General features: G+C 66.9%; 13 protein-coding genes. 10 read left to right on the top strand and 3 right to left on the bottom strand.

The window, feature by feature from the left end; all coding sequences use genetic code 11:
- The first annotated feature begins 500 nt into the window (after positions 1-500).
- Positions 501-2,174 (top strand): AarF/ABC1/UbiB kinase family protein, encoded by a 1,674-nt coding sequence (locus F8S13_11020; GenBank protein KAB8143527.1) that lies wholly within the window; start codon positions 501-503, stop codon positions 2,172-2,174.
- On the opposite strand, the gene F8S13_11015 is transcribed toward F8S13_11020, so the two are convergent.
- Both F8S13_11015 and F8S13_11010 read right to left on the bottom strand, forming a co-directional pair.
- Positions 2,171-3,919, bottom strand: coding sequence for a PAS domain-containing protein (locus F8S13_11015; protein KAB8143526.1), 1,749 nt, complete (start codon positions 3,917-3,919; stop codon positions 2,171-2,173). The genes F8S13_11020 and F8S13_11015 overlap by 4 nt on opposite strands.
- A 153-nt stretch (positions 3,920-4,072) precedes the next feature.
- Positions 4,073-4,927, bottom strand: coding sequence for a bifunctional 5,10-methylenetetrahydrofolate dehydrogenase/5,10-methenyltetrahydrofolate cyclohydrolase (locus tag F8S13_11010; GenBank protein ID KAB8143525.1), 855 nt, complete (start codon positions 4,925-4,927; stop codon positions 4,073-4,075).
- A 649-nt stretch (positions 4,928-5,576) separates the two neighbouring features.
- On the opposite strand from F8S13_11010, the gene ltaE reads away from it, so the two are divergent.
- From ltaE to F8S13_10985, 5 genes are all read left to right on the top strand, one after another.
- Positions 5,577-6,623, top strand: a complete 1,047-nt coding sequence (gene ltaE, locus F8S13_11005) for a low-specificity L-threonine aldolase (GenBank protein KAB8143524.1) — start codon at positions 5,577-5,579, stop codon at positions 6,621-6,623.
- A 104-nt stretch (positions 6,624-6,727) separates the two neighbouring features.
- Positions 6,728-7,423: a hypothetical protein gene (locus F8S13_11000; protein ID KAB8143523.1), complete on the top strand. Its 696-nt coding sequence runs from the start codon at positions 6,728-6,730 to the stop codon at positions 7,421-7,423.
- A 343-nt stretch (positions 7,424-7,766) separates the two neighbouring features.
- Positions 7,767-8,033, top strand: coding sequence for a BLUF domain-containing protein (locus F8S13_10995; protein ID KAB8143522.1), 267 nt, complete (start codon positions 7,767-7,769; stop codon positions 8,031-8,033).
- 285 nt (positions 8,034-8,318) lie between these two features.
- Complete coding sequence (locus F8S13_10990; protein KAB8143521.1) at positions 8,319-8,630, top strand: hypothetical protein; 312 nt, start codon at positions 8,319-8,321, stop codon at positions 8,628-8,630.
- Positions 8,539-11,715 carry a DUF4832 domain-containing protein gene (locus tag F8S13_10985; GenBank protein ID KAB8143520.1) on the top strand — a complete coding sequence of 1,059 codons (3,177 nt, stop codon included), beginning with the start codon at positions 8,539-8,541 and terminating at the stop codon, positions 11,713-11,715. Before F8S13_10990 ends, F8S13_10985 begins: the two co-directional genes overlap by 92 nt.
- 57 nt (positions 11,716-11,772) lie before the next feature.
- On the opposite strand, the gene F8S13_10980 is transcribed toward F8S13_10985, so the two are convergent.
- Positions 11,773-14,364: a tetratricopeptide repeat protein gene (locus F8S13_10980; GenBank protein KAB8143519.1), complete on the bottom strand. Its 2,592-nt coding sequence runs from the start codon at positions 14,362-14,364 to the stop codon at positions 11,773-11,775.
- 280 nt (positions 14,365-14,644) lie between these two features.
- On the opposite strand from F8S13_10980, the gene F8S13_10975 reads away from it, so the two are divergent.
- The 4 genes from F8S13_10975 (at position 14,645) to F8S13_10960 (ending at position 18,607) form a co-directional block, all read left to right on the top strand.
- On the top strand, positions 14,645-15,058 hold the full coding sequence (locus F8S13_10975; protein KAB8143518.1) for a BLUF domain-containing protein: 414 nt from the start codon (positions 14,645-14,647) through the stop codon (positions 15,056-15,058).
- A gap of 92 nt (positions 15,059-15,150) precedes the next feature.
- Positions 15,151-15,612: a GNAT family N-acetyltransferase gene (locus tag F8S13_10970; GenBank protein ID KAB8143517.1), complete on the top strand. Its 462-nt coding sequence runs from the start codon at positions 15,151-15,153 to the stop codon at positions 15,610-15,612.
- Positions 15,613-15,881: 269 nt separating this feature from the next.
- A complete protein-coding gene (locus F8S13_10965) occupies positions 15,882-17,927 on the top strand; it encodes a GAF domain-containing sensor histidine kinase (protein ID KAB8143516.1) in 2,046 nt (681 codons plus the stop codon).
- Positions 17,924-18,607, top strand: a complete 684-nt coding sequence (locus F8S13_10960) for a response regulator transcription factor (protein ID KAB8143515.1) — start codon at positions 17,924-17,926, stop codon at positions 18,605-18,607. The genes F8S13_10965 and F8S13_10960 overlap by 4 nt, the downstream gene beginning before the upstream one ends.
- Positions 18,608-19,160 lie beyond the last annotated feature (553 nt).

Raw genomic sequence — 19,160 nt, 5'->3', positions numbered from 1 at the left:
GGGTGGGTGAGATCGAGAATCTTCCATGCGGTGCATGGCCTGGCACGCGTTCTCTCATCATGTGCCGCATCCGAATGCTCCGCCAGAGAAAGTGACACCATGTGAGGGGCGTTGCCCCTTCGAACCCCAATTCGGAGCATTCCCGTGCTGTTCGCAGGCGGCTGGTGTTCGCGCATATGGCCAGCCTGCGCGAGCAGCATCTTCGCCGCATGGTGAAAGGGGTGGTATCTCGCCCGGCTCTACCGCCTTTCCTTCTCTTGGAGCCTTGGTGGTGGTGAGTTGGTTTTCTTGTTCCCTTTGCGCCTTCGTGTTTTCGTGGTATTCGTCCCCTTTTGTCCCCTGGGTGCCTTGGAAGCTTGGTGGTAAGAAGTGGTGCGGTGATCGAGAGCGCAGAGTCTCTGATGCCCCCGTGCGGCGATTTGACGCGCCAGCAAGCCATGGCGTATCATCTGCCTGCGCGCACCGCCGCCAGATCGGCGCACCGCGCGGGGAGGGTGCCTATGTGGCCGATTGTCCGACAGGCCCGCAACTTCGGGCGCTACCGCCAGATCGCCCAGGTGCTCACGCGCTACGGCTTCGGGTTCTTCCTTGAGCAGGTGGGGCTTGCGCCGCTGCTGGCGCTGCCGCGCCGCGTGGCCCGCCGCCCGCTCCACCCCGTGCTGAGCGGCCCCGAGCGGCTGCGCCTGGCCCTGATCGAGCTTGGCCCGACCTTTGTGAAGCTGGGCCAGGCCATGAGCACGCGCCCCGACCTGATCCCCCCCGAGTACGTGGTCGCGCTCAGCAAGCTGCAGGATGCGGTGACGCCCTTCGGATCGGATCTGGCGATCGCCATGATCGAGGCCGACCTGGGCAAGCCGATCGGCCAGCTGTTCCGGCAGTTCGACGAGGTGCCGATCGCCGCCGCCTCGCTGGGGCAGGTGCACACCGCCGTGCTGCACGACGGCAGCCACGTGGTGATCAAGATCCAGCGGCCCGGCATCGACACGGTGGTGAACCACGATCTGGCCATCCTGCAGGATCTGGCGACGCTGGCCAAGCAGCACAGCGGGCTGGGCAACCAGTACGATTTTGAGGAGCTGGCCTGGGAGTTCGCGGCCACGCTGCGGGCCGAGCTAGACTACCGGCGCGAGGGGCGCAACGCCGAGCGCTTCGCCAAGAACTTTGTCAAGAACCCCCACGCCCGCGTGCCGCAGATCTACTGGGAGTATAGCAGCACGCGAATCCTGACCATGGAGCGGATCTTCGGGATCAAGATCAACGATCTGGCCCGGATCGAGGCCGAGGGCCTGGATCGCAAGCAGCTGGCCCAGCACGCCTGCAGCCTCATCCTGCAGGAGATCTTCGCCGACGGCTTCTTTCACGCCGACCCGCACCCTGGCAATATGTTCGCCATGCCCGGCGAGGTGATCTGCGCGATCGACTTCGGCCAGGTGGTGGTGCTGGATCGCGACATGACCAACAGCCTGCTGCTGCTGCTGCACGCGATCACCCAGCACGATGTGGCCGGGATGCTGCGGGCCATGCAGCGGCTCGACATCCTGTCGCCCGCCGGGGTCAGCGCGTCGCTGCAGCGGGATGCGGGCCGGTTTCTCGACCGCTTCATCGACCAGCCGCTGGAGGCGCTCTCGGCGCGGGAGACGATCAACGAGCTGTTCGCGCTGGTGCAGCGGCACCAGCTGCGCATGCCCGCGCAGCTCGCCATCCTGCTGAAGGCCCTGGTGATGATGGAGGGCACCGGCGTGCTGCTCGACCCGCAGCTGGATGTGTTTGCGATCGCGCGGCCCTACACCGCTCAGGCGCTGCGCAGCCTGCTCTCGCCCGAGCGGCTGGCGAGCGACGCCTGGCAGCAGGCCCGCGACATGGGCGAGATGGCCATGGCCATGCCGCAGCAGATGTCGTCGCTGCTGCGCCAGCTCAATGAGGGCGAGCTGACGCTCAAGGCCAGCATCCACGAGGCCCACCAGATCGCCAACGCGCTGACCCAGGCTAGCATCCGGCTGGCGCTGGCGGTGGTGCTGGGGTCGTTTGTGCTGGGCATCGGGCTGCTGGGGGTGGCCATAGCGCTGGGGCTGGGCGGCACGCTGATGATGGTGCTGGGCTCGCTGGCGGGTGTGGCGGTGATCATGGTGGGGCTGGCGCTGATCATCAGCTTCCTGCGGCGTGGGCTGAACTAGCCGCGCATCACCGGCAGCTCGAAGAAGAAGGTGCTGCCCTGGCCCGGCTCGCTCTCGAAGCCGATCAGGCCGCCAAACTGCTCGATGATCGTCTTCGAGATGCTGAGGCCCAGACCAGCGCCGCCCTTCTGGCGCTGGTCGGATGCGTCGGCCTGGGCAAACTTCTGGAAGATCCGTGTGCGGAACTCATCGGTGATGCCGGGGCCTTGATCCTGCACCGCCACGCGCACCCGGTCGTCGTAGGTGGTGATGCAGATACGCACCTCGCTGCCCGGGGGCGAGAACTTCACCGCGTTCGAGATCAGGTTGGCCAGCACCTGCTGCATACGGTCGGCATCGATGCGCACGATTACATCCGGGGTGGGGCTGGCGATCCGCACCGCCACATTGTACTGCGCGCTGTAGTTCTGATCGGCGGCTACCGCGTGCTCCACGATGGGCAGCAGGGCGTGGGGCTGCAGATCTAGCCGCATCTTGCCAGTCTCGATCTTCTCGATGTCCAAAATATCGTTGATCAGCAGCAGCAGCCGCATGCTGTTCTTCTGGGCGATCTCCAGCATGTCCTTGGCCTTGGGCGGGATCGGCCCGGCTACCTCGCCAGCTACCAGCCCGATCGCGCCGCGGATGGATGTGAGCGGGGTGCGCAGCTCGTGGCTGACCACCGAGACAAACTCGCTCTTGATCCGGTCGGCCTTCTTCTGCTCGGTGATGTCGCGGATGATCCCCAGCACCTCGTCGTCGGCGCAGGCCACCATGCGGATCTCGTAGTCGGCCACCTGTGGCCCGCGCCGGATGGTGCTCTCGAAGAGCTGTGGCTCGCCAGTGTCGAGCACCACCGCGATCAGCCCCTGCACGCGGTAGGCGTACTCAAAGGGCAGAACCTGCGCGATCGGCATGCCAGTGATCGGGCTGTGCAGCTTGAGGTCGGTGGAGATATGGGCGGGCTTGAAGTCGAGGCAGATGCCCGCGCGGCTGACGCGAAACATGGCGTCGGGGATGGCGTCGAGGATAGCGCGCTGCAGCGACTCGCTCTCGCTCAGATCGGTGAGGGCGCGGGCGATGGTGGCCTCGCGCAGCTCCACATCGTAGAGCGCGCGCTTCAGGTCGACCGTGCGCTCCTGGACCTTCTGCTCCAGCCATTGGCGCAGCTCCTCTAGCTCGTGCTCGCGCTGCAGCGCGTTGGAAAGGTGCGACTGCAGCGAGCGCGAGAAGTAGTCGGCGGAGCAGGCCACCACCCCTGTGGCGATGCTGAAGACCAGGATCGAGCTGATGTAGTTGACCGGGCTGTCGGTGAAGGCGTTGCTTCGGAAGAGGATATAGGCGACGATCAGCACGCTGGCGACTGTCACGCTGATCACCATCTTGCGGCTGCCCGCCATGGCCGCAAAGAGCACTGGGATGGAGAAGCCCACCAGAAACACGCTGCCGTTCACCAGCCCAAAGATGTCGAGCCCCCAGAGCAGGGAGAGCAGGTGGGTGATGACGATGATCGAGACGGCCACCTGGATGCGGGATTGGAACACCAAGAAGAAGCAGAGGAAGATGACCGCGATAGTGGCCACCGTACTGAGCAGGAAGGGGAGCCGCACCTCGCTGAAGATCGGGACCATGATGAAGATCACCAGCGCGAGCATGGCGGCCACGAGCGAGGAGCCGAGCAGCAGCAGCACCACCGGGATGCGGTAGCTGTCGGCGGGGGACTGGCTTTTGAGATCGGCGACCCGCTGATGGATGATCTGCAGCATAGCTGGCTCCTACGAGGCTGGCGTCTCATAGTAGTATAGGGCGCTCGGCTCGCTGCATGCGGGCAGGATGATTACAAAAGTGCTACGGCATCGGCGCAGCTTGGCTGCGGTGAGATGTATGGGGAGGCGGCGTCGGCTCCCCTGGCGCAGGCGCTAGCCCCGCCGCAGCTGGGCCGCCCACAGCACGTTGCGCAGCAGCAGCACGTTGGTCACCGGGCCGGTGCCGCCGGGCACGGGGGTGATGGCCGAGGCCACCTGGGAGACGCTGGGGTAGTGCACGTCGCCCACCACGCTGCCATCCTCCAGCACGTTGATGCCGAAGTCGATCACCACCACGCCGGGCGTGACCATGTCGCCCGTCACGAGGTGGGGGGCGCCCGCCGCCGTGACCAGGATCTCGGCGTCGCGCACCGAGCGGGCTAGGTCGACGGTGGCGCGGTGGCAGATGGTGACGGTGGCATCCTCCTGCATCAGCATCAGCGCCATGGGCTTGCCCACCACGTTGCTGCGCCCGATCACGGTGATGCGCTTGCCGTACAGCTCGATGCCGTTGCGCTTCAGCAGCTCCATGCCGCCCGCCGGGGTGTTAGGCACGAAGCGCGGGCGCTCCTGCGAGAGCAGGCCGGCGTTCTGGGGGTGCACGCCATCCACATCCTTCATCGGGTCGAGGTGGGCGATCGCGGCCTTGGCGTCGAAGCCGGGCGGCAGCGGCAGATGCAGCAGCACGGCGTCCACCGTGTCATCTTTGCTGACGCCGCGCACGGTATGCTCAAGCATCTCCTGGGTGGCGTTGGCGTGCAGCAGGCGCTCCTGGAAGATGATGCCGATGTCGGTGCAGGATTTCTGGATGGTGCGCAGGTAGCGCTCCGAGGATGGGTCGCCGTGCACGCGCACCACGGTGATCGTGGGCGGTGCCCCGGTCTGCTCGATAAACTGGCGGATGTTCTGGCGCAGCTCCTCGCGCATGGTTTTGGCGAGCGCGCGCCCGTCGAGAATTTTGGCGGCCATCAGGCTCCTCGTCGGTGTTCTGGTGTTCAGGCCCGTGTATTATAGGGCAAGTTGCGGGGCTTTTGCGCTCGCGATATGCTCGCTGGTGTTTCCGTTTCTGCGTCGGTTTGGGTCGGGGCGACCGTAGGCAATGCTTGCAGCGTTGCCCGATCGGGCCAACCGCTTGCGGCTTCGATGATGGGGGGCTCTTGGTTAGTTGGTGTGTGCCCGGCGCGGGCGGCGCCGAGGGGCCAGCCCCTCGGAACCCCGCGAGGGGGCGCCGCCCCCTTCGGACCCCCAATTTGTAGCATTCCAATGCCGAAATCAGGCATCTGGTGTTCGTGCATATGGCCAGTGTGCACGAGCGGCACCTTCGCCGCATGGGCCGGGTGGGTAGGGTTGGGGCGGTGCGCTTTTTCCTGCCTCTTTTGCCCCTTGGCGTCTTGGTGCCTTGGCGGTGAATCGGTTCTTTCCCCCTTCGCGCCTTCGTGTCTTCGTGGCATTCGCCCTCTTTCGCCCCTTGGTGTTTTGGAGCCTTGGTGGTGAAAACCCGTGTCTTTGTGGTGAGAACTCTTGTCCGTGGTATAGTGGGCGGGCTGCACGCACAGGCGGCGATGGGGCGCGTGGTGCTGGTGCATGGGTTTTCCCGACTAGGAAAGGAAGCGCCTCTATGCCGACGATGATCGATCTGCGCAGCGATACCGTGACCCTGCCCTCGCCCGAGATGCGCGCCGCGATGGCCCAGGCCGACCTGGGCGATGATGTGTACGGCGAGGATCCTACCGTGAACCAGCTGGAGCAGCTGGCCGCCGCCACGGTGGGCAAGCAGGCGGCGCTGTTCGTGCCCAGCGGCACCATGGGCAACCTGCTGGCGGTGCTGGCCCACTGCGGGCGCGGCGACGAGGCCCTGGTGGGCGACGAGTCGCACATCTTCCACTACGAAGCGGGCGGCCCCTCGGTGCTGGGCGGGGTGGCGCTGCGCCCCGTGCCCACCGCGCCCCACGGCGAGCTGCCGCTGGATGCGCTGGCCGGCTGCGTCCGCAACCCCGACGACGCGCACGAGGCGCTGACGCGGCTGCTGTGCCTGGAGAACACCCACAACCGCTGCGGCGGTACCGTGCTCTCGCTGGAGTACATGCGCGCGGCCCAGGCGTTCGCGCGCGGGCGCGGGCTGGCCACGCACCTGGATGGGGCGCGGCTGTTCAACGCGGCGGTGGCGCTGGGCGTGCCCGCCGCGCAGATCGCGACCACGGCGGACAGCGTGATGTTCTGCCTCTCCAAGGGGCTGGCCGCTCCGGTCGGCTCGGTGCTGGCGGGCGATGCGGCGCTGGTGGCCCGCGCGCGGCGGCTGCGCAAGCTGCTGGGCGGCGGCATGCGCCAGGCGGGCGTGCTGGCGGCGGCGGGGATCGTGGCGCTGGAGCAGATGGTGGGTCGGCTGGCCGAGGATCATGCCAACGCCCGCATCCTGGCCGAGGGTCTGGCCACGCTGCCCCATGTGCAGCTCGACCTGGCCAGCGTGCAGACCGACATCGTGGTGTTCTCGCTGGAAGCGGGTGCGCCGCTGGATGCCGCCGCGCTGATCGATCGGCTGGCCGAGCGCGGCGTGCTGGTGGGCGAGATCGGCGGCGGGCGGGTGCGCGCGGTGACCCACTATGGCATCGACGCGGGCGATGTGGAGGCGGCGCTGGAGATCTTCGCCCAGGTGCTGGCGGCCTAGGCGGCGTCGCGGGCCACATCCACCCTTTGGCGGATGTGGCCCGCGCAACCCCGCGCCTGCGGGCGTCGTCGTAGCGGGCAGGAAGCGCAGCAGCAGAGAGGGCTATGGCACACTACACCGATCGGGTTTTTGCCCCTATTGATCTGGATCACTCGCTGGAGCGGCTGGGCGGCGGGAACGAGACCGAGGTCTACCGCAGCGACGACGGGCGCTATGTGGTGAAGCTGAAGGCCGACCTAGGCGGCTCGGCGGCGGATGCGGCCCGGATCGCCCAGGGCATGCGCGACGCCGCCGACAGCTTCGCCCGCTGCCTGGGGCCGCGCGCCAGCATCCCCAGCTTCTACCTGATCGCCGACGACTCGGCGCACCGCGCGCAGGTGCTGGTCATCCAGCCCTTTTTGGAAGGCGCGCGCCCGCTGGCGGCGCTCGACTACGATGCCCTGCCCAAGGCGGAGCGCCGCAGCATCGCCATCCAGCTGCGCGATATCATCGCCCGCTCGCTGCGCTTCTACGGCGACAGCGGCAGCATGCCCGATCTGTATGGCCGCGCCAGCAAGAGCCACGAGGAGCGGCGGCGCAACAACAGCCTGGCCGCGCTGCCCGAGCGCATGTGGAGCTTCCTGGTCGAGCGCAACCTGCTGCGCTCGCACAACCTGATGTACACCGAGGATGGCCGCGTGGTGCTGGTGGACTACGATGTGGTGCGGCAGGGCTGGCTGTACCGCAAGGTCTACTTTACCGTGCGCTGGGTGCTGTTCTGGCGCGATCACCTGCTCATCCACCTGATGCGCAAGGGCTAGCATTGGCGCTTGCCCGCCTTCCTGCTGTGCCCAGGGCCGATGCCTTCTCATTCGGCAGTCTATGTTTACTACCAAGATCCCAAGACACCAAGGCGACAAAAGAGAACGCATATCACGAAGGCGCGAAGATTCGAAAATAAAATCTTCGCGCTTTCGCGCCTTCGTGGTAAAAGATTGGCTGAATCAAGAACGCATAGGCCCTGCTGCGGTGCCCCTGTCGCTTGCGCGCGCCCCACGTCCTGCGTATACTAACTTCAGCTGTCAGCTTTTGCCCCGCTTTTGACATCGCCGTTGGGCACTGGATGTGTGATGCCGGTGGCGCTGTCGAGCCAGCAGGTGCCGCATGATCCGCATCATCTACGTTAGCTCGGCTGCTCGCCCGTTTTCCCAGCCTGAACTTGAGGCCCTGCTCGATAGCAGCCGCCGGAACAACCAGGCGCGCGGTATCACCGGGCTGCTGCTGTATCGCGCTGGCAGCTTCATGCAGATCCTGGAGGGCGAGGAGCGCACGGTGCGCGCGGTCTACGCCACGATCTGCCGCGACCCCCGCCACACCCATATCGTTCAGCTCGATGACTCGCCGATCGATCAGCGCAGCTTTGGCGCGTGATGGATGGGCTTTCACCGCATCCACACGGCTGCGCTCGCGCCTGGTTTTGTCGATTTCTTCGACACGGCGAGCGATATCGACCAGCTGCCGGGTCGCGGCAGCGCGGCGTTCCAGTTCATGCTCAGCTTCCGCGAGGCGAGCTGGTAGCGCACCCCGGGCACTGCCTGGACGATAGCGCAACACATGTTGGCCAGCTTTCGGATCTTCTTCGGACTCCACACCCCCGCGTCTTTTCTATACTCCTTGTGCCTAGCGAATAACCGCAACGACCACAAGGAGGAACCGATGCGCATGTTTTCTCTGCTCGCCGCGCGGGCTGCGGCCAGCGCCGCCACGGCGCTGATCGCGCTTACTGCGGCATCCGTGCCCGCCACGGCGGCCCCCACGGCCAGCACCGCTGGCTACCTCTCCTGCACGCCATCCGTCGGCAAGCCCTACAAGCTCGGCAAGACCACCGCCATCTCGGTGGGCAACGTCACATGCAACACTCCGGCGGATGTGATCTATGTCGAGACCATCCTCACCTCCAGCTATGGCGGGCGCAGCGTCGGCAGCCAGACCTGCTACAACACCACCTTCTGCTCGGTGCGGGCGTAGCTCAACATCACCCAGTCGGGCAGCTTCCAGGGCCACTCGCTGTTTTCCGCCGTCGATGATGCCAACGGCACCGATGGCGGCTACTACATCCACTCGATCTCGGTCTACTTCGCGCCGTAGCGCGGCCTCCCCAGTAATCAGCGAGCGCCCACCGAGCGCGGCATCTGCCTCGTTCGGTGGGCGCAAGGAGCCACCTCTATCTATGAAACGACAGCTCTTAGGGCTAGCCATTCTGATCATTTCTGCTATCGCGCCAGCGCATGGCCCGCCGACAGCCCAGGCCAGGCCGCTCACAACGATTGGCGAAGGAACCTACCAGCCGCAGCAGATCGCCATCGAGCAGAACAATGAGATCCCCAACCCTGGGCGCGGGCTGTATCGCTGGCAGGCCCCGCCCTACATCTGCGACCCAGCCCTGATCTCGAACAAAGATAAGTATGAGCGCTGGGCGTGGAGCAAACTTGAGTCCTCGCCGGGCACCTATGACTGGAGCAAGGTGCATGAGGTTCTGAACAAGGCGCGCACGCGCGGCCAGCGGGTCTGGCTTGGCATCGGCGTGAGTGTGACGAGTACGCTGACCGCCGTGCCAAACTATATGGTGCAGGATGGCTGGGGCGATTGGTCAGACGGGGTGTGGTACCCCAACTACAACAACCCCCAGGTGCGGCAGCGCCTAGAGCTGCTGCTCGATAGCTTTGTGCAGGAGTTCCCCGCCAACAGCCCCGATCACCCGTGGATCGCCGGTGTCCAGATGCGCAGCTACGGCAAGTATGGCGAGAACTACATCAATCGCAAGACCCCTGCCAGCAGCTCGATCTGGGCCAGCCCCGCGACCGCCGAGTGGATGGTGGATGCCTGGCACAGCCGGCTGCGCGGCCTCTACCGTCTTCAGATAGCGCTGTCGGATCAGCAGAACGATGGTAGTGATGGTGCTTCGATCAACAACAACCAGTATATCTTCCAGTATGCGATGACCAAGATGCCGCGCTGGGGCTGGTTCCGCGATGCGCTGGGGCATGATGCCCAGATGCAGAATATCGACCGCGCCATGCAGAGCACGGCGGTGATCCATGGCGTGCCCGTGGGCGAGGCCATCCGCGAGCGCTGGAAGTACGAGCCAGTCTTCACCGAGATGATCGGCGAATATCTGGCCGACGAACCCATAGCCGAGGCCCAGGCCCAGTTTGCGCTGGCAAAAAGCCAGGTGCCCAAGTACCATGTCTCGCTGGTGGGCAACGGCAACTTTGCGCCGCCCTACAAGCAGCCGCCCTACAGCTCGCCCGACAACGCATGCACCCGCGACCCCAGCTCCAGCTGGACCGACGAGAACGTGCGCGATATGGTGCAGGCAGGCAAGCTGGCAGGCTACCGCTATGGCATTGATCAGGTTCGCGTGCTCGGCGCTTTTGCCGGGAACCAGATGGCGATCGAGTCCACCTGGCGCAATCATGGCAACGCGCCGATCTACGATGCCGTCCACCCCACCTTCCAGCTGCGCAACAATGGCGCGGTCGTATGGCAGGGCGAGTCGGCGTTCCAGCTCGGCAGTGTGCTTGAGGCGGCCACCGGCCCGGTGACCACAACCGATGCATTTGACCTACCGGCCACGCTGCCCGCCGGTACCTATGCGCTGCACGTCCAGGTGGCGGCTCCCGCGCCCTATCAGGTGCCGCTAAACCTTGCGATTGGAGGCAAGCAGAGCGATGGCAGCTACTACCTGGGGGATCTTGCGATCGGCAATAGCAGCGTCTCGATCTCCCAGCCATTTTTCAACGTGAAGGAGTGGGCGGGCGAGATCGTGGTGCCGGTGCGGCTGAGCCAGCCCGCCGCCGAGCCGGTGACCGCCTACTACCGAACGGGGGATGCCAACGCCCGCGCGGGAGAGGACTACATCGCCGTCGACAGCAGCGTCACCTTCGCCCCTGGCGAGGTCGAGAAGCTGGTGCACATCGCTATCCTCAACGATACCAAGACCGAGGTTCAGGAGAGCCTCTCTTTCTCGCTCTACAACGCCGATGGCGCAACGATCGGGCCGGTAGAGATGGCGGTCATCTACATCTCTGCGAAGGCCCAGTTTATGGTTGGCGCGCCAGCCTACTATGTGTATGAGAATATAGGCTATGTTGACGTGGCCATCCGGCAGATCGGCACCATGGAACCCGGCGAGACGGCGGTGATCAGCTACACCACCCAGGATGAGACCGCCCAGGCGGGCAGCGACTACCAAGCTACCACCGGCAGCATCACCTTCAGCCACACCCAGCACTCGGCCAATCTGCGCGTGCCGCTGATCAACGACAGCCAGTACGAGCCAAGCGAGCAATTCCAGCTGGCGCTGATCGGTAACCCGCAGGTCGATCTGGATTTGCAGACAACCACGAAGGTGGTGATCCATGATGACGATACCAGCGCCCATTTTAGCGCGGCCCGCTACGAGGTGCACGAGGGCGCGGGCAGCGTGCAGCTGACCGTGGAGCTGAGCCAGCCCAGCCAGCAGCAGCTCAGCTTTGGCTATACGGCGGTGGGCGGCAGCGCCACGGCGGGCGCAGATTTCCCGGCGGGTGTGGCGGGGACGATCAGCTTCGCGCCTGGCCAGCAGACCCAGGAGCTCAGCATCCCGATCAACGAAGATGCCATCCAGGAGGGCGAGGAGCTGTTCACGGTCCAGCTGACCGCCACCGGCGGCAGCAGCGTCAGCCCGCCGTCCGAGGCCAAGGTCGCCATCCTGCCAAACGATACGATCCGCTTCACCCCTGCCCACTACCACGGCGCCGAGGGCACCACGCTGCTGGTCGCGGTCGAGCTGAGCGCGCCATCCAGCCAGCTGGTGAAGGTGAGCTACTTCAGCAGCAGCGGCAGCGCGGTCGAAGATGTCGATTTCAAAGCGCTCAAGGGCACGATCAGCTTTGCGCCCGGCGAGACGCGAAAGTACATCGAGATCAACCTGCTGACCGACAAGGCGATTGAGCTGGATGAGGATTTCACGCTCGGCCTGTTCTTGCCGCATGGGGCGCAGCTGGGCGGCCCGGTGCAGATACCGATCACCATCGATGGCGATTTGGCCTGCGACCCGACGGTGTGCTAGCGTGATCGACGGACGGCACCAAGGCGGCTGGGGGCAACCCCAGCCGCCTTGGTGTCGCTAGCCCATGCCGAGCAGGAGCCGCTCGTGATAGTGGGCGGGGAAGCGGGCCAGCCATGCCGGGTCGGGCTGGGCGCAGCGCAGCGCCAGCGCCGCGCCCTGATCGAGCGAGAGGTGCTGCAGCTCGCCCCAGGCCTGATCCCACAGCTGCGGCGCGACATGCTGGCGGCTGCCCAGCCGGGTCTTGCAGGCCATGCGCCGCATCACCGGCGAGGCCGGGACGCCCACCGCGCCGCGCAGCGCCAGCGCCAGCCCCAGCAGCCGCGCCACCGACACAAAGCGCCCCTGGGCCATGCAGAGCCGGGCCAGGCCCTCGATGCTATTGATCATCCCGCGCTTGTCGCCGATCTGCTGCTGCAGCTGCAGCGAGTCGCGCAGGTAGGCGTAGGACTGATCGAACTGGCCATCGTCGCAGGCCAGCAGCCCAAGCTGGAAGTAGGCGCGGGCGATGCCGTAGGTGTCCTTCAGCTGGCGCATCAGGCCCAGGCCCTCGGCGAAGATCGCCCGCGTCGCGGCGGTGACCATGCCCTGGTGATGCTGGCTCATCGCGTAGTTGATCAGGCCGTGGGCCAGGCTCCATGCGTCGTTTGACTGCCGGTGGATGCGCAGGCACTCGGCGTAGTAGATCTCGGCCTGGGCGAAATCGCCCTGCTCGCCTGCGGTGGCCCCCAGGTTGTGCAGCGTCGCGCCGATATTGCGCGTGTCGCCCAGCTGGCGGTACAGCGCCAGCGCCTCGGTCAGCGCCTCGGCGGCGCGCTCGTACTCGCCGCGCATCATCACCACCGCACCCATGGCCATGAGCGACATGGCCATGCCGGCCTGATCGCCGCCCGCCCGGTAGAGCTCCAGCGCCTGCTGGCTGAAGCTGATCGACTGGGCCTCATCGCCCTGATCGTAGGCCAGGATGGCCGCCGCCCAGAGCGACTTGGCGTGGCTCAGCGGCTCGCATGGCCCCTGGCACTGCCAGGCCAGGCCGACCCACATGCGGCCCTCGTGCAACATGCCGCGCATCAGCCAGAAGCGCCCGAGCGCCCCGCAGAAGCGCTCGGCCAGCACCCGCCGCCCGTGGTCGAGCGCCCACTGCAGGGCGGCGCGCATGTTGGGGTAGTCGGCGGCGATCTGCTCTAGTGTGCCCAGCTGATCGGGGCCGTTGATCTGCCCTTCGAGCCGCTCGGCCAGCGCTAGGTAGTAGCTGGCGTGGCGCTCGCGCAGCGGCGCGTGGTCGGGGCTGGCCTGCAGGAGCTCTGCCGCGTAGGCGCGGATGGTTTCGAGCATCTGGAAGCGCTCGCCATCGCCTGATGTGGGGCGCAGCACCACCATGCTGCTCTGCACCAGCACATCGAGCGCATCCAGGATCTGCCCCGCCGCGCCCGCGCAGATCGCCTCGGCGGCATCCAGATCCCAGCCGCTGACAAAGACGCCCAGCGCGGCGAGCAGCGCCTGCGCATCGGCGGGCAGCAGGTCGTAGCTCCAGTCGAGGGTGGCCAGCAGCGTGCGCTGGCGCTCGGGCAGGTCGACAGGCCCGTTGGTGAGCATCTGGAAGCGCGCGCCGAGCCGCGCGCGCAGCGTGGCCAGCGGCATGCCCGCGGCGCGCGCCGCCGCCAGCTCAAGCGCCAGCGGCAGCCCGTCGAGCTGGCGGCAGATGGCTGCCACCAGCGGCACCGTCGCTGGGGCAAGCTCCCAGTGCGGCTGGAACTGGCGCACCCGGGCGGCGAACAGCCGCACCGCATCGTAGCGCATGGCCGCCGCCGGGCTGATCGGGCCATCGTCGGGCGGCACCGCCAGCGGCGGCACGTAGTAGCGCTGCTCGCCATAGATGTTGAGCGCGCGGCGGCTGGTCACCAGCAGCGTGCAGGAGCGGGCCAGGTCTGCGAGCTGGGCTAGCAAGCACGCCTGGCCGAGCACATGCTCGAAATTATCCAGCACGATCAGCATCTGGCGGTCGGCGAGGTGCGCGCCCAGCGTGTCGAGCGCGCTGCGATCCGCCGCATCCTTCAGGCCCAGGTGGCGGGCCACCGTCGACGGCACCAGGTCGGGGTCGGTGATGTCGCCCAGCGGGATGAATACGTGGCCATCGGTGTATTGCGGCGCGAGCAGCTGGGCCAGCTGGATGGCCAGCCGGGTCTTGCCGGTGCCGCCCGCGCCCAGCAGCGTGATCAGGCGGATGTGCGGCTGCTGGGCCAGCTCGATCAGCTCGCGCAGCTCGGCCTCGCGCCCGATCAGGGCCAGCGCGGCTGGGCGCGGCAGCGCGGTGCGGCGCGCGGGCAGCTGCGGCTCGCCCTGGGCCAGCGGGGCCTCGCTGTTCAGCAGATCGGTCAGGGTGGCGATCAGCTGCTTGCGCCGATAGTGGTAGGCGCTCCGCTCCAGGCCAAGCTGCGTGTGGTAGACTGTGACCGATGCGCCGGGGTGAGCGATGATCACAGCAAGCACCTCGCGCAGCGACTCCTTCAGCGGCAGCCCCTGCAGAAAATGATAGGCGCGCCCAATGCCGCCATGAGCCTCGACCCACTGCCGCCACGGCGCAGCCGATAGCAGCAGGTGTGGCGCAAAGAGCAGCTTCTGGACAATATCGGGGTGCCACAGAGGGGTCATGGCGGTGCTCTCCTTGAGCAGATCCTGCATCGCTGGCACAGCGGCAGTTGTGCTCGTGCGGCGGGCTATGGCGGAAAGAGATCGGGCATCCTATAGAACGCCAGATCCGGCGGGTTTTGTCTCCATCGTGCAGCTCGCCCCCGCACGGCCAGCGCGCCGATGCGCCCCGTGCGCTGATGGCGGCCTGCTGACATCCCAACTTTAGGCTCTACGTACCACTATCGGGCACCCGTGGCAGGAAAATAGCTATAGTTCGCTAGGGATTAAAAAGAGGAGCGTCATGATCCGTATCATCTACATCAGCTGTTCCGTCGAGCCGTTTGGGGATGCCGAGCTTGACAGCCTGCTTGCGGTGAGCCGCCGCAACAATCACGCGCTTGGGCTCACCGGCCTGCTGCTCTACCGCGACGGCGACTTTATGCAGATCCTTGAGGGCGAGGAGGAAGCGGTGCGCCGCGTCTACGCCCGCGTCCTCGCCGACCCGCGGCACCAGCATGTGGTCATGCTGGATGAGTCGCCGATCCTCAAGCGCAGCTTTGGCGAGTGGTCGATGGGCTTCAAGCGGCTGAGCGATAGCGATGCGCCCGACGGCTTCGTCGACTTTATGAGCGAGGCCTTCGACAGCAGCACAATGGCCGATCATGGCTCGCGGGCGCTGAAGTTCATGCTGCATTTCAAGCAGCTTGGTCAGTAGCGCCGCCGCCAGCGCGCTGGCCGGTATGCCGATGGTGCCCTCGGTTCGCTACCGAGCGCGCCCTCTTTCAGATTCAGATGAAAGGCTGACCCATGGCGATCGAGCTACGCCCCTACCAGGAATCCGACTGGCCGCGCCTCTGCGCCATCCACGACCGCGCTCGCCTCGATGAGCTGCGCGGCTCGGTCGATCTGGCCGCCTTCCTCACGCTTGAGCAGACCGCCCAGACCGAGGGCCTGTTCGATGGCGAGGTGTGGGTGGCCGATGATGGTGGCAATGTGGTGGGCTTTGTGGCGGTCAGCGATGATGAGATCTCCTGGCTGTATGTCGACCGGGCCCGCTACCGCCAGGGCATTGGTCGCAAGCTGCTGCGCCACGCGATCAGCCGCTGCGGCGGCGCGGCCACCGTAGAGGTGCTGGCGGGCAACATCGCCGCCATCCGGCTCTACCAGGGCGAGGGATTTACCATCCGCGAGACAAGGCAGGGCAGGCTTACGGGCAACGAGCAGTTCGCGGCCACCGGCCATATCATGGTGCGCGAGCAGCAGCCCTAGCGCCAGCCCGTGCCGCTGCGTGCGCCAAAAGCAATGTGCTGGCGCGAACGGGCAACGCCGGGGCCATGGCCGACATGCGCCCCAGCGCGGCACGCCCCCTACGAGATCGCTCGCCATCTCCGCTTCACGCCTTCGTGGTGGTTGCCCCCTTTCATCCTTGGTGCCTTGGCGTCTTGGTGGTGAAAACACCAGCCGCGCGCCGTCGCCGTGCCCCCGTGCTATACTGGCGCTAGGCCCACCATCCAGGCCCACAGGAGAACCGGCCACCTATGGCTTCTACGCTCACCCCCTCGCACAGCCTGGCCGCGCTGCTTGAGCAGCACCAGCATGAGCTTTCCCACGCCTGGGCCGCGCTCATCCAGCAGCGCACCGGCGGCCTTGAGGCGCTGATGCCCCAGCAGAGCATGCTTGAGATCGCCCAGCAGGGGCTGGCCGCGCTGATCGATGCGCTCGCCACCGGCTCGCTGCAGATCCTCGACGACTATATCAGCGATGTGTGCATGTGGCGGCTGCGGCCCGGCTACGACAGCGGCGAGGTGGTGGAGGCGCTGCTGCTGGCCAAGACAGCGGCGCTGCCGGTGCTGATGAGCGCCACCGGCCCCAGCGCCGAGGACGCCGAGGCGGCGATCGCCCGCTTCGACTCGCACATCCACTGGGCGATCGGGCGCTTCACCACGCACCACGCCGAGGCGGCGGCCTACGACCTGCGCCAGCAGCAGCAGCGCACCGCGCTCATCCTGGATGCCACGCAGACGGCGGCCAGCTCGCTGCAGCTCGACGAGGTGCTGGCCAGGATCGCCAACAAGATCGCCGAGGCGATCGGCGTCTACGACTGCGGCATCTATCTGCTGGAGGATGAGGGCCAGCGGCTGGAGCCGCGCTTCCCGACCATCGGCGCGAACCCATCGCGCCTGAAGACCTTCCTGCGCATGCCGATCGACCTCCCGAGCAACCAGCTCATCCAGAGCGCCATCCAGCTGCAGCAGCCGGTGGTCTCCGCCGACGCCCAGCACGACGCGCGGATCGACAAGGGGCTGGCGCAGGCGCTGGGCGTGGCCTCGGTGCTGGTGCTGCCCATCGCCGCCAGCGAGCGCACGCTGGGCGTGGCCATCGCCGCCACCTCGGGCGAGCGGCGGGCCTTCAGCGACGACGAGGTGACGCTGGCCTGGGGCATCGCCACCTCGGGCGCGCTGGCGGTGGAGAACGCCCGCCTGTACGAGAAGACCCAGCGCCAGCTGGCCGAGAGCCGCAGCCTCCAGCGCGTGACCGCCGCGCTGCTGGCCAAGAACAGCCTGTCCGAGGTGCTGGATGTGGTGTGCGCCGAGGCATGCAGGCTCACCGGCGCGGCGGCCAGCGCCATCCTGCTGCGCGAGGACGAGATGTGGCTGCAGGTAGCGCACAGCCAGGGCTGCGCCGCCGCCCACGAGCGCATCCAGATCGGCGGCTCGATCACCGGCGAGGTGCTGCGCCAGGGCGCGCCGCAGTTCCTCAACCAGCCCATCCGCGAGCTGGGGCTGGCCATCCCTGGCGCGCCGGTCACATCGCTGCTGGTGGCCCCGCTGCGCCTGCGCGACGACGCCATCGGCGCGCTGGATGTGCTGAACAAGCCCGGCGGCTTCAGCGCCGACGACATGCGGCTGCTGGGGCGCGTGGCCGACCAGGCCGCCATCGCCATCCAGAACACCCGCCTGCAGCAGCAGGTCGAGCAGCTAGCGATCGTGGCCGAGCGGCAGCGGCTGGCCCGCGACCTGCACGACTCGGTGGCCCAGGCGCTCTACAGCCTGGCGCTCTACACCGAGGCCGCCAGCGGCGCGCTGGCCGACGGCGAGCACGCCGTGGTGCAGGAGCACCTGGCCGAGGTTGGCACCATCGCCCGCGAGGCGCTGGGCGAGATGCGCCTGCTGATCTTCAACCTGCGCTCGCCCAAGCTGGACACCGAGGGCCTGGTGGCCGCGCTCCAGGGCCGCCTGGATGCGGTGGAGGCCCGCACCGCGCTGCGCGCCGACCTGCTGGCCGAGGGCGAGGACACGCTGCCGCCCGCCGTGCGCCACGAGCTATACTCGATCGTGCAGGAGGCGCTGAACAACATCCTCAAGCACGCCCGCGCCTCGCACGTGGCGGTGCGGCTGCGCTTCGGCCCCACCACCCGGCTAGAGATCAGCGACGACGGCGCGGGCTTCAGCCCCGTGGAAAAAGCCAACAGCGGCCTGGGCCTGCGCGGCATGCGCGAGCGCGCCGCGCGGCTCGGCGGCAGCATCGACATCGAGAGCGCCCCTGGACAGGGCACATGCATCCGCGTGGAGGTACACCCATGAGCGAGCCACAGATCCGCGTGCTGATCGCCGACGACCACGTGCTGGTGCGCAAGGGCCTGCGCGCCCTGCTCGCGCGCGAGCCGGATATCAGCGTGATCGGCGAGGCCAGCGACGGCAGGGCCGCGATCGAGGCGGCGGCCCAGCTTCAGCCCGACGTCATCCTGATGGATCTCTCCATGCCCGAGCTGGATGGCATCGAGGCCACGCGGGCCATCAGCGCCCGCCAGCCCGAGATCCGCATCCTGGTGCTCACCAGCTTCACCACCGACGACAAGGTCTTCCCCGCGCTCAAGGCGGGCGCGCGCGGCTACCTGCTGAAAGACTCCGAGCCGGAGGCGCTGACCCAGGCGCTGCGCCAGGTCTACCGTGGCGAGTCCTCGCTGCACCCCGCGATCGCCCGCAAGGTGCTGCAGGAGCTGACCAGCCCGGCCCCGCCGCCCGCCGCGCCCACCCCCGAGCCGCTCACCGAGCGCGAGATCGAGGTGCTGCGGCTGATCGCCCAGGGCTTCAGCAACAAGGAGATCGCGGCCCGGCTGGTGATCACCGAGAAGACCGCCCGCACCCACGTGAGCAACATCCTGCACAAGCTGCAGCTGGCCAGCCGCACCCAGGCCACGCTCTACGCCCTGCGCGAGGGCCTGGTGTCGCTGGAGGGCGACGAGAAGCCCGAGCAGCCGTAGGAGGGAACCCGTTTTACCACCAAGACACCAAGACACTAAGGGAACAAAGGGGACGAATACCACGAAGACGCGAAGGCGCGAAGACTCTTTACCACCAAGACTCCAAGACACCAAGGGAAACAAGAGAACCCATAACCACGAAGACGCGAAGGCGCGAAGATTCTTTACCACCAAGCCGCCAAGACACCAAGGGCAGAAAAGGTGGAAGAATGTGGCGAGCAGCCAAAACCCTACCCACCCGGCCCATGCGGCGAAGGTGCCGCTAAAGTCTTCATGGCCATATGCACGAACACTAGCCGCCAGGAAACGGCACGGGAACGCCCAAAATTGGGGGATCGAAGGGGGCAACGCCCCCTCGCGGGGTCGCTAGGGGCTGGCCCCTAGCCGCCGCCCGCGCAGGGCATCCACCCACCTACCAAGCGTAACCGTCATCATCGAGGCCGTAATCGGTCGGCCCAACCCACACAGAGGCCCCCCCAACCTACACAGAGGTTCCCCCAACCTACACAGAGGCTCCCCCAACCTACACAGAGGCTCCCCCAACCCACACAGA

This window comes from Chloroflexia bacterium SDU3-3, assembly GCA_009268125.1.
Taxonomy (GTDB): Bacteria; Chloroflexota; Chloroflexia; order Chloroflexales; family Roseiflexaceae; genus SDU3-3.
Note: the sequence above shows the minus strand (reverse complement) of the source record. Positions and strands in the feature narration are given on the sequence as shown.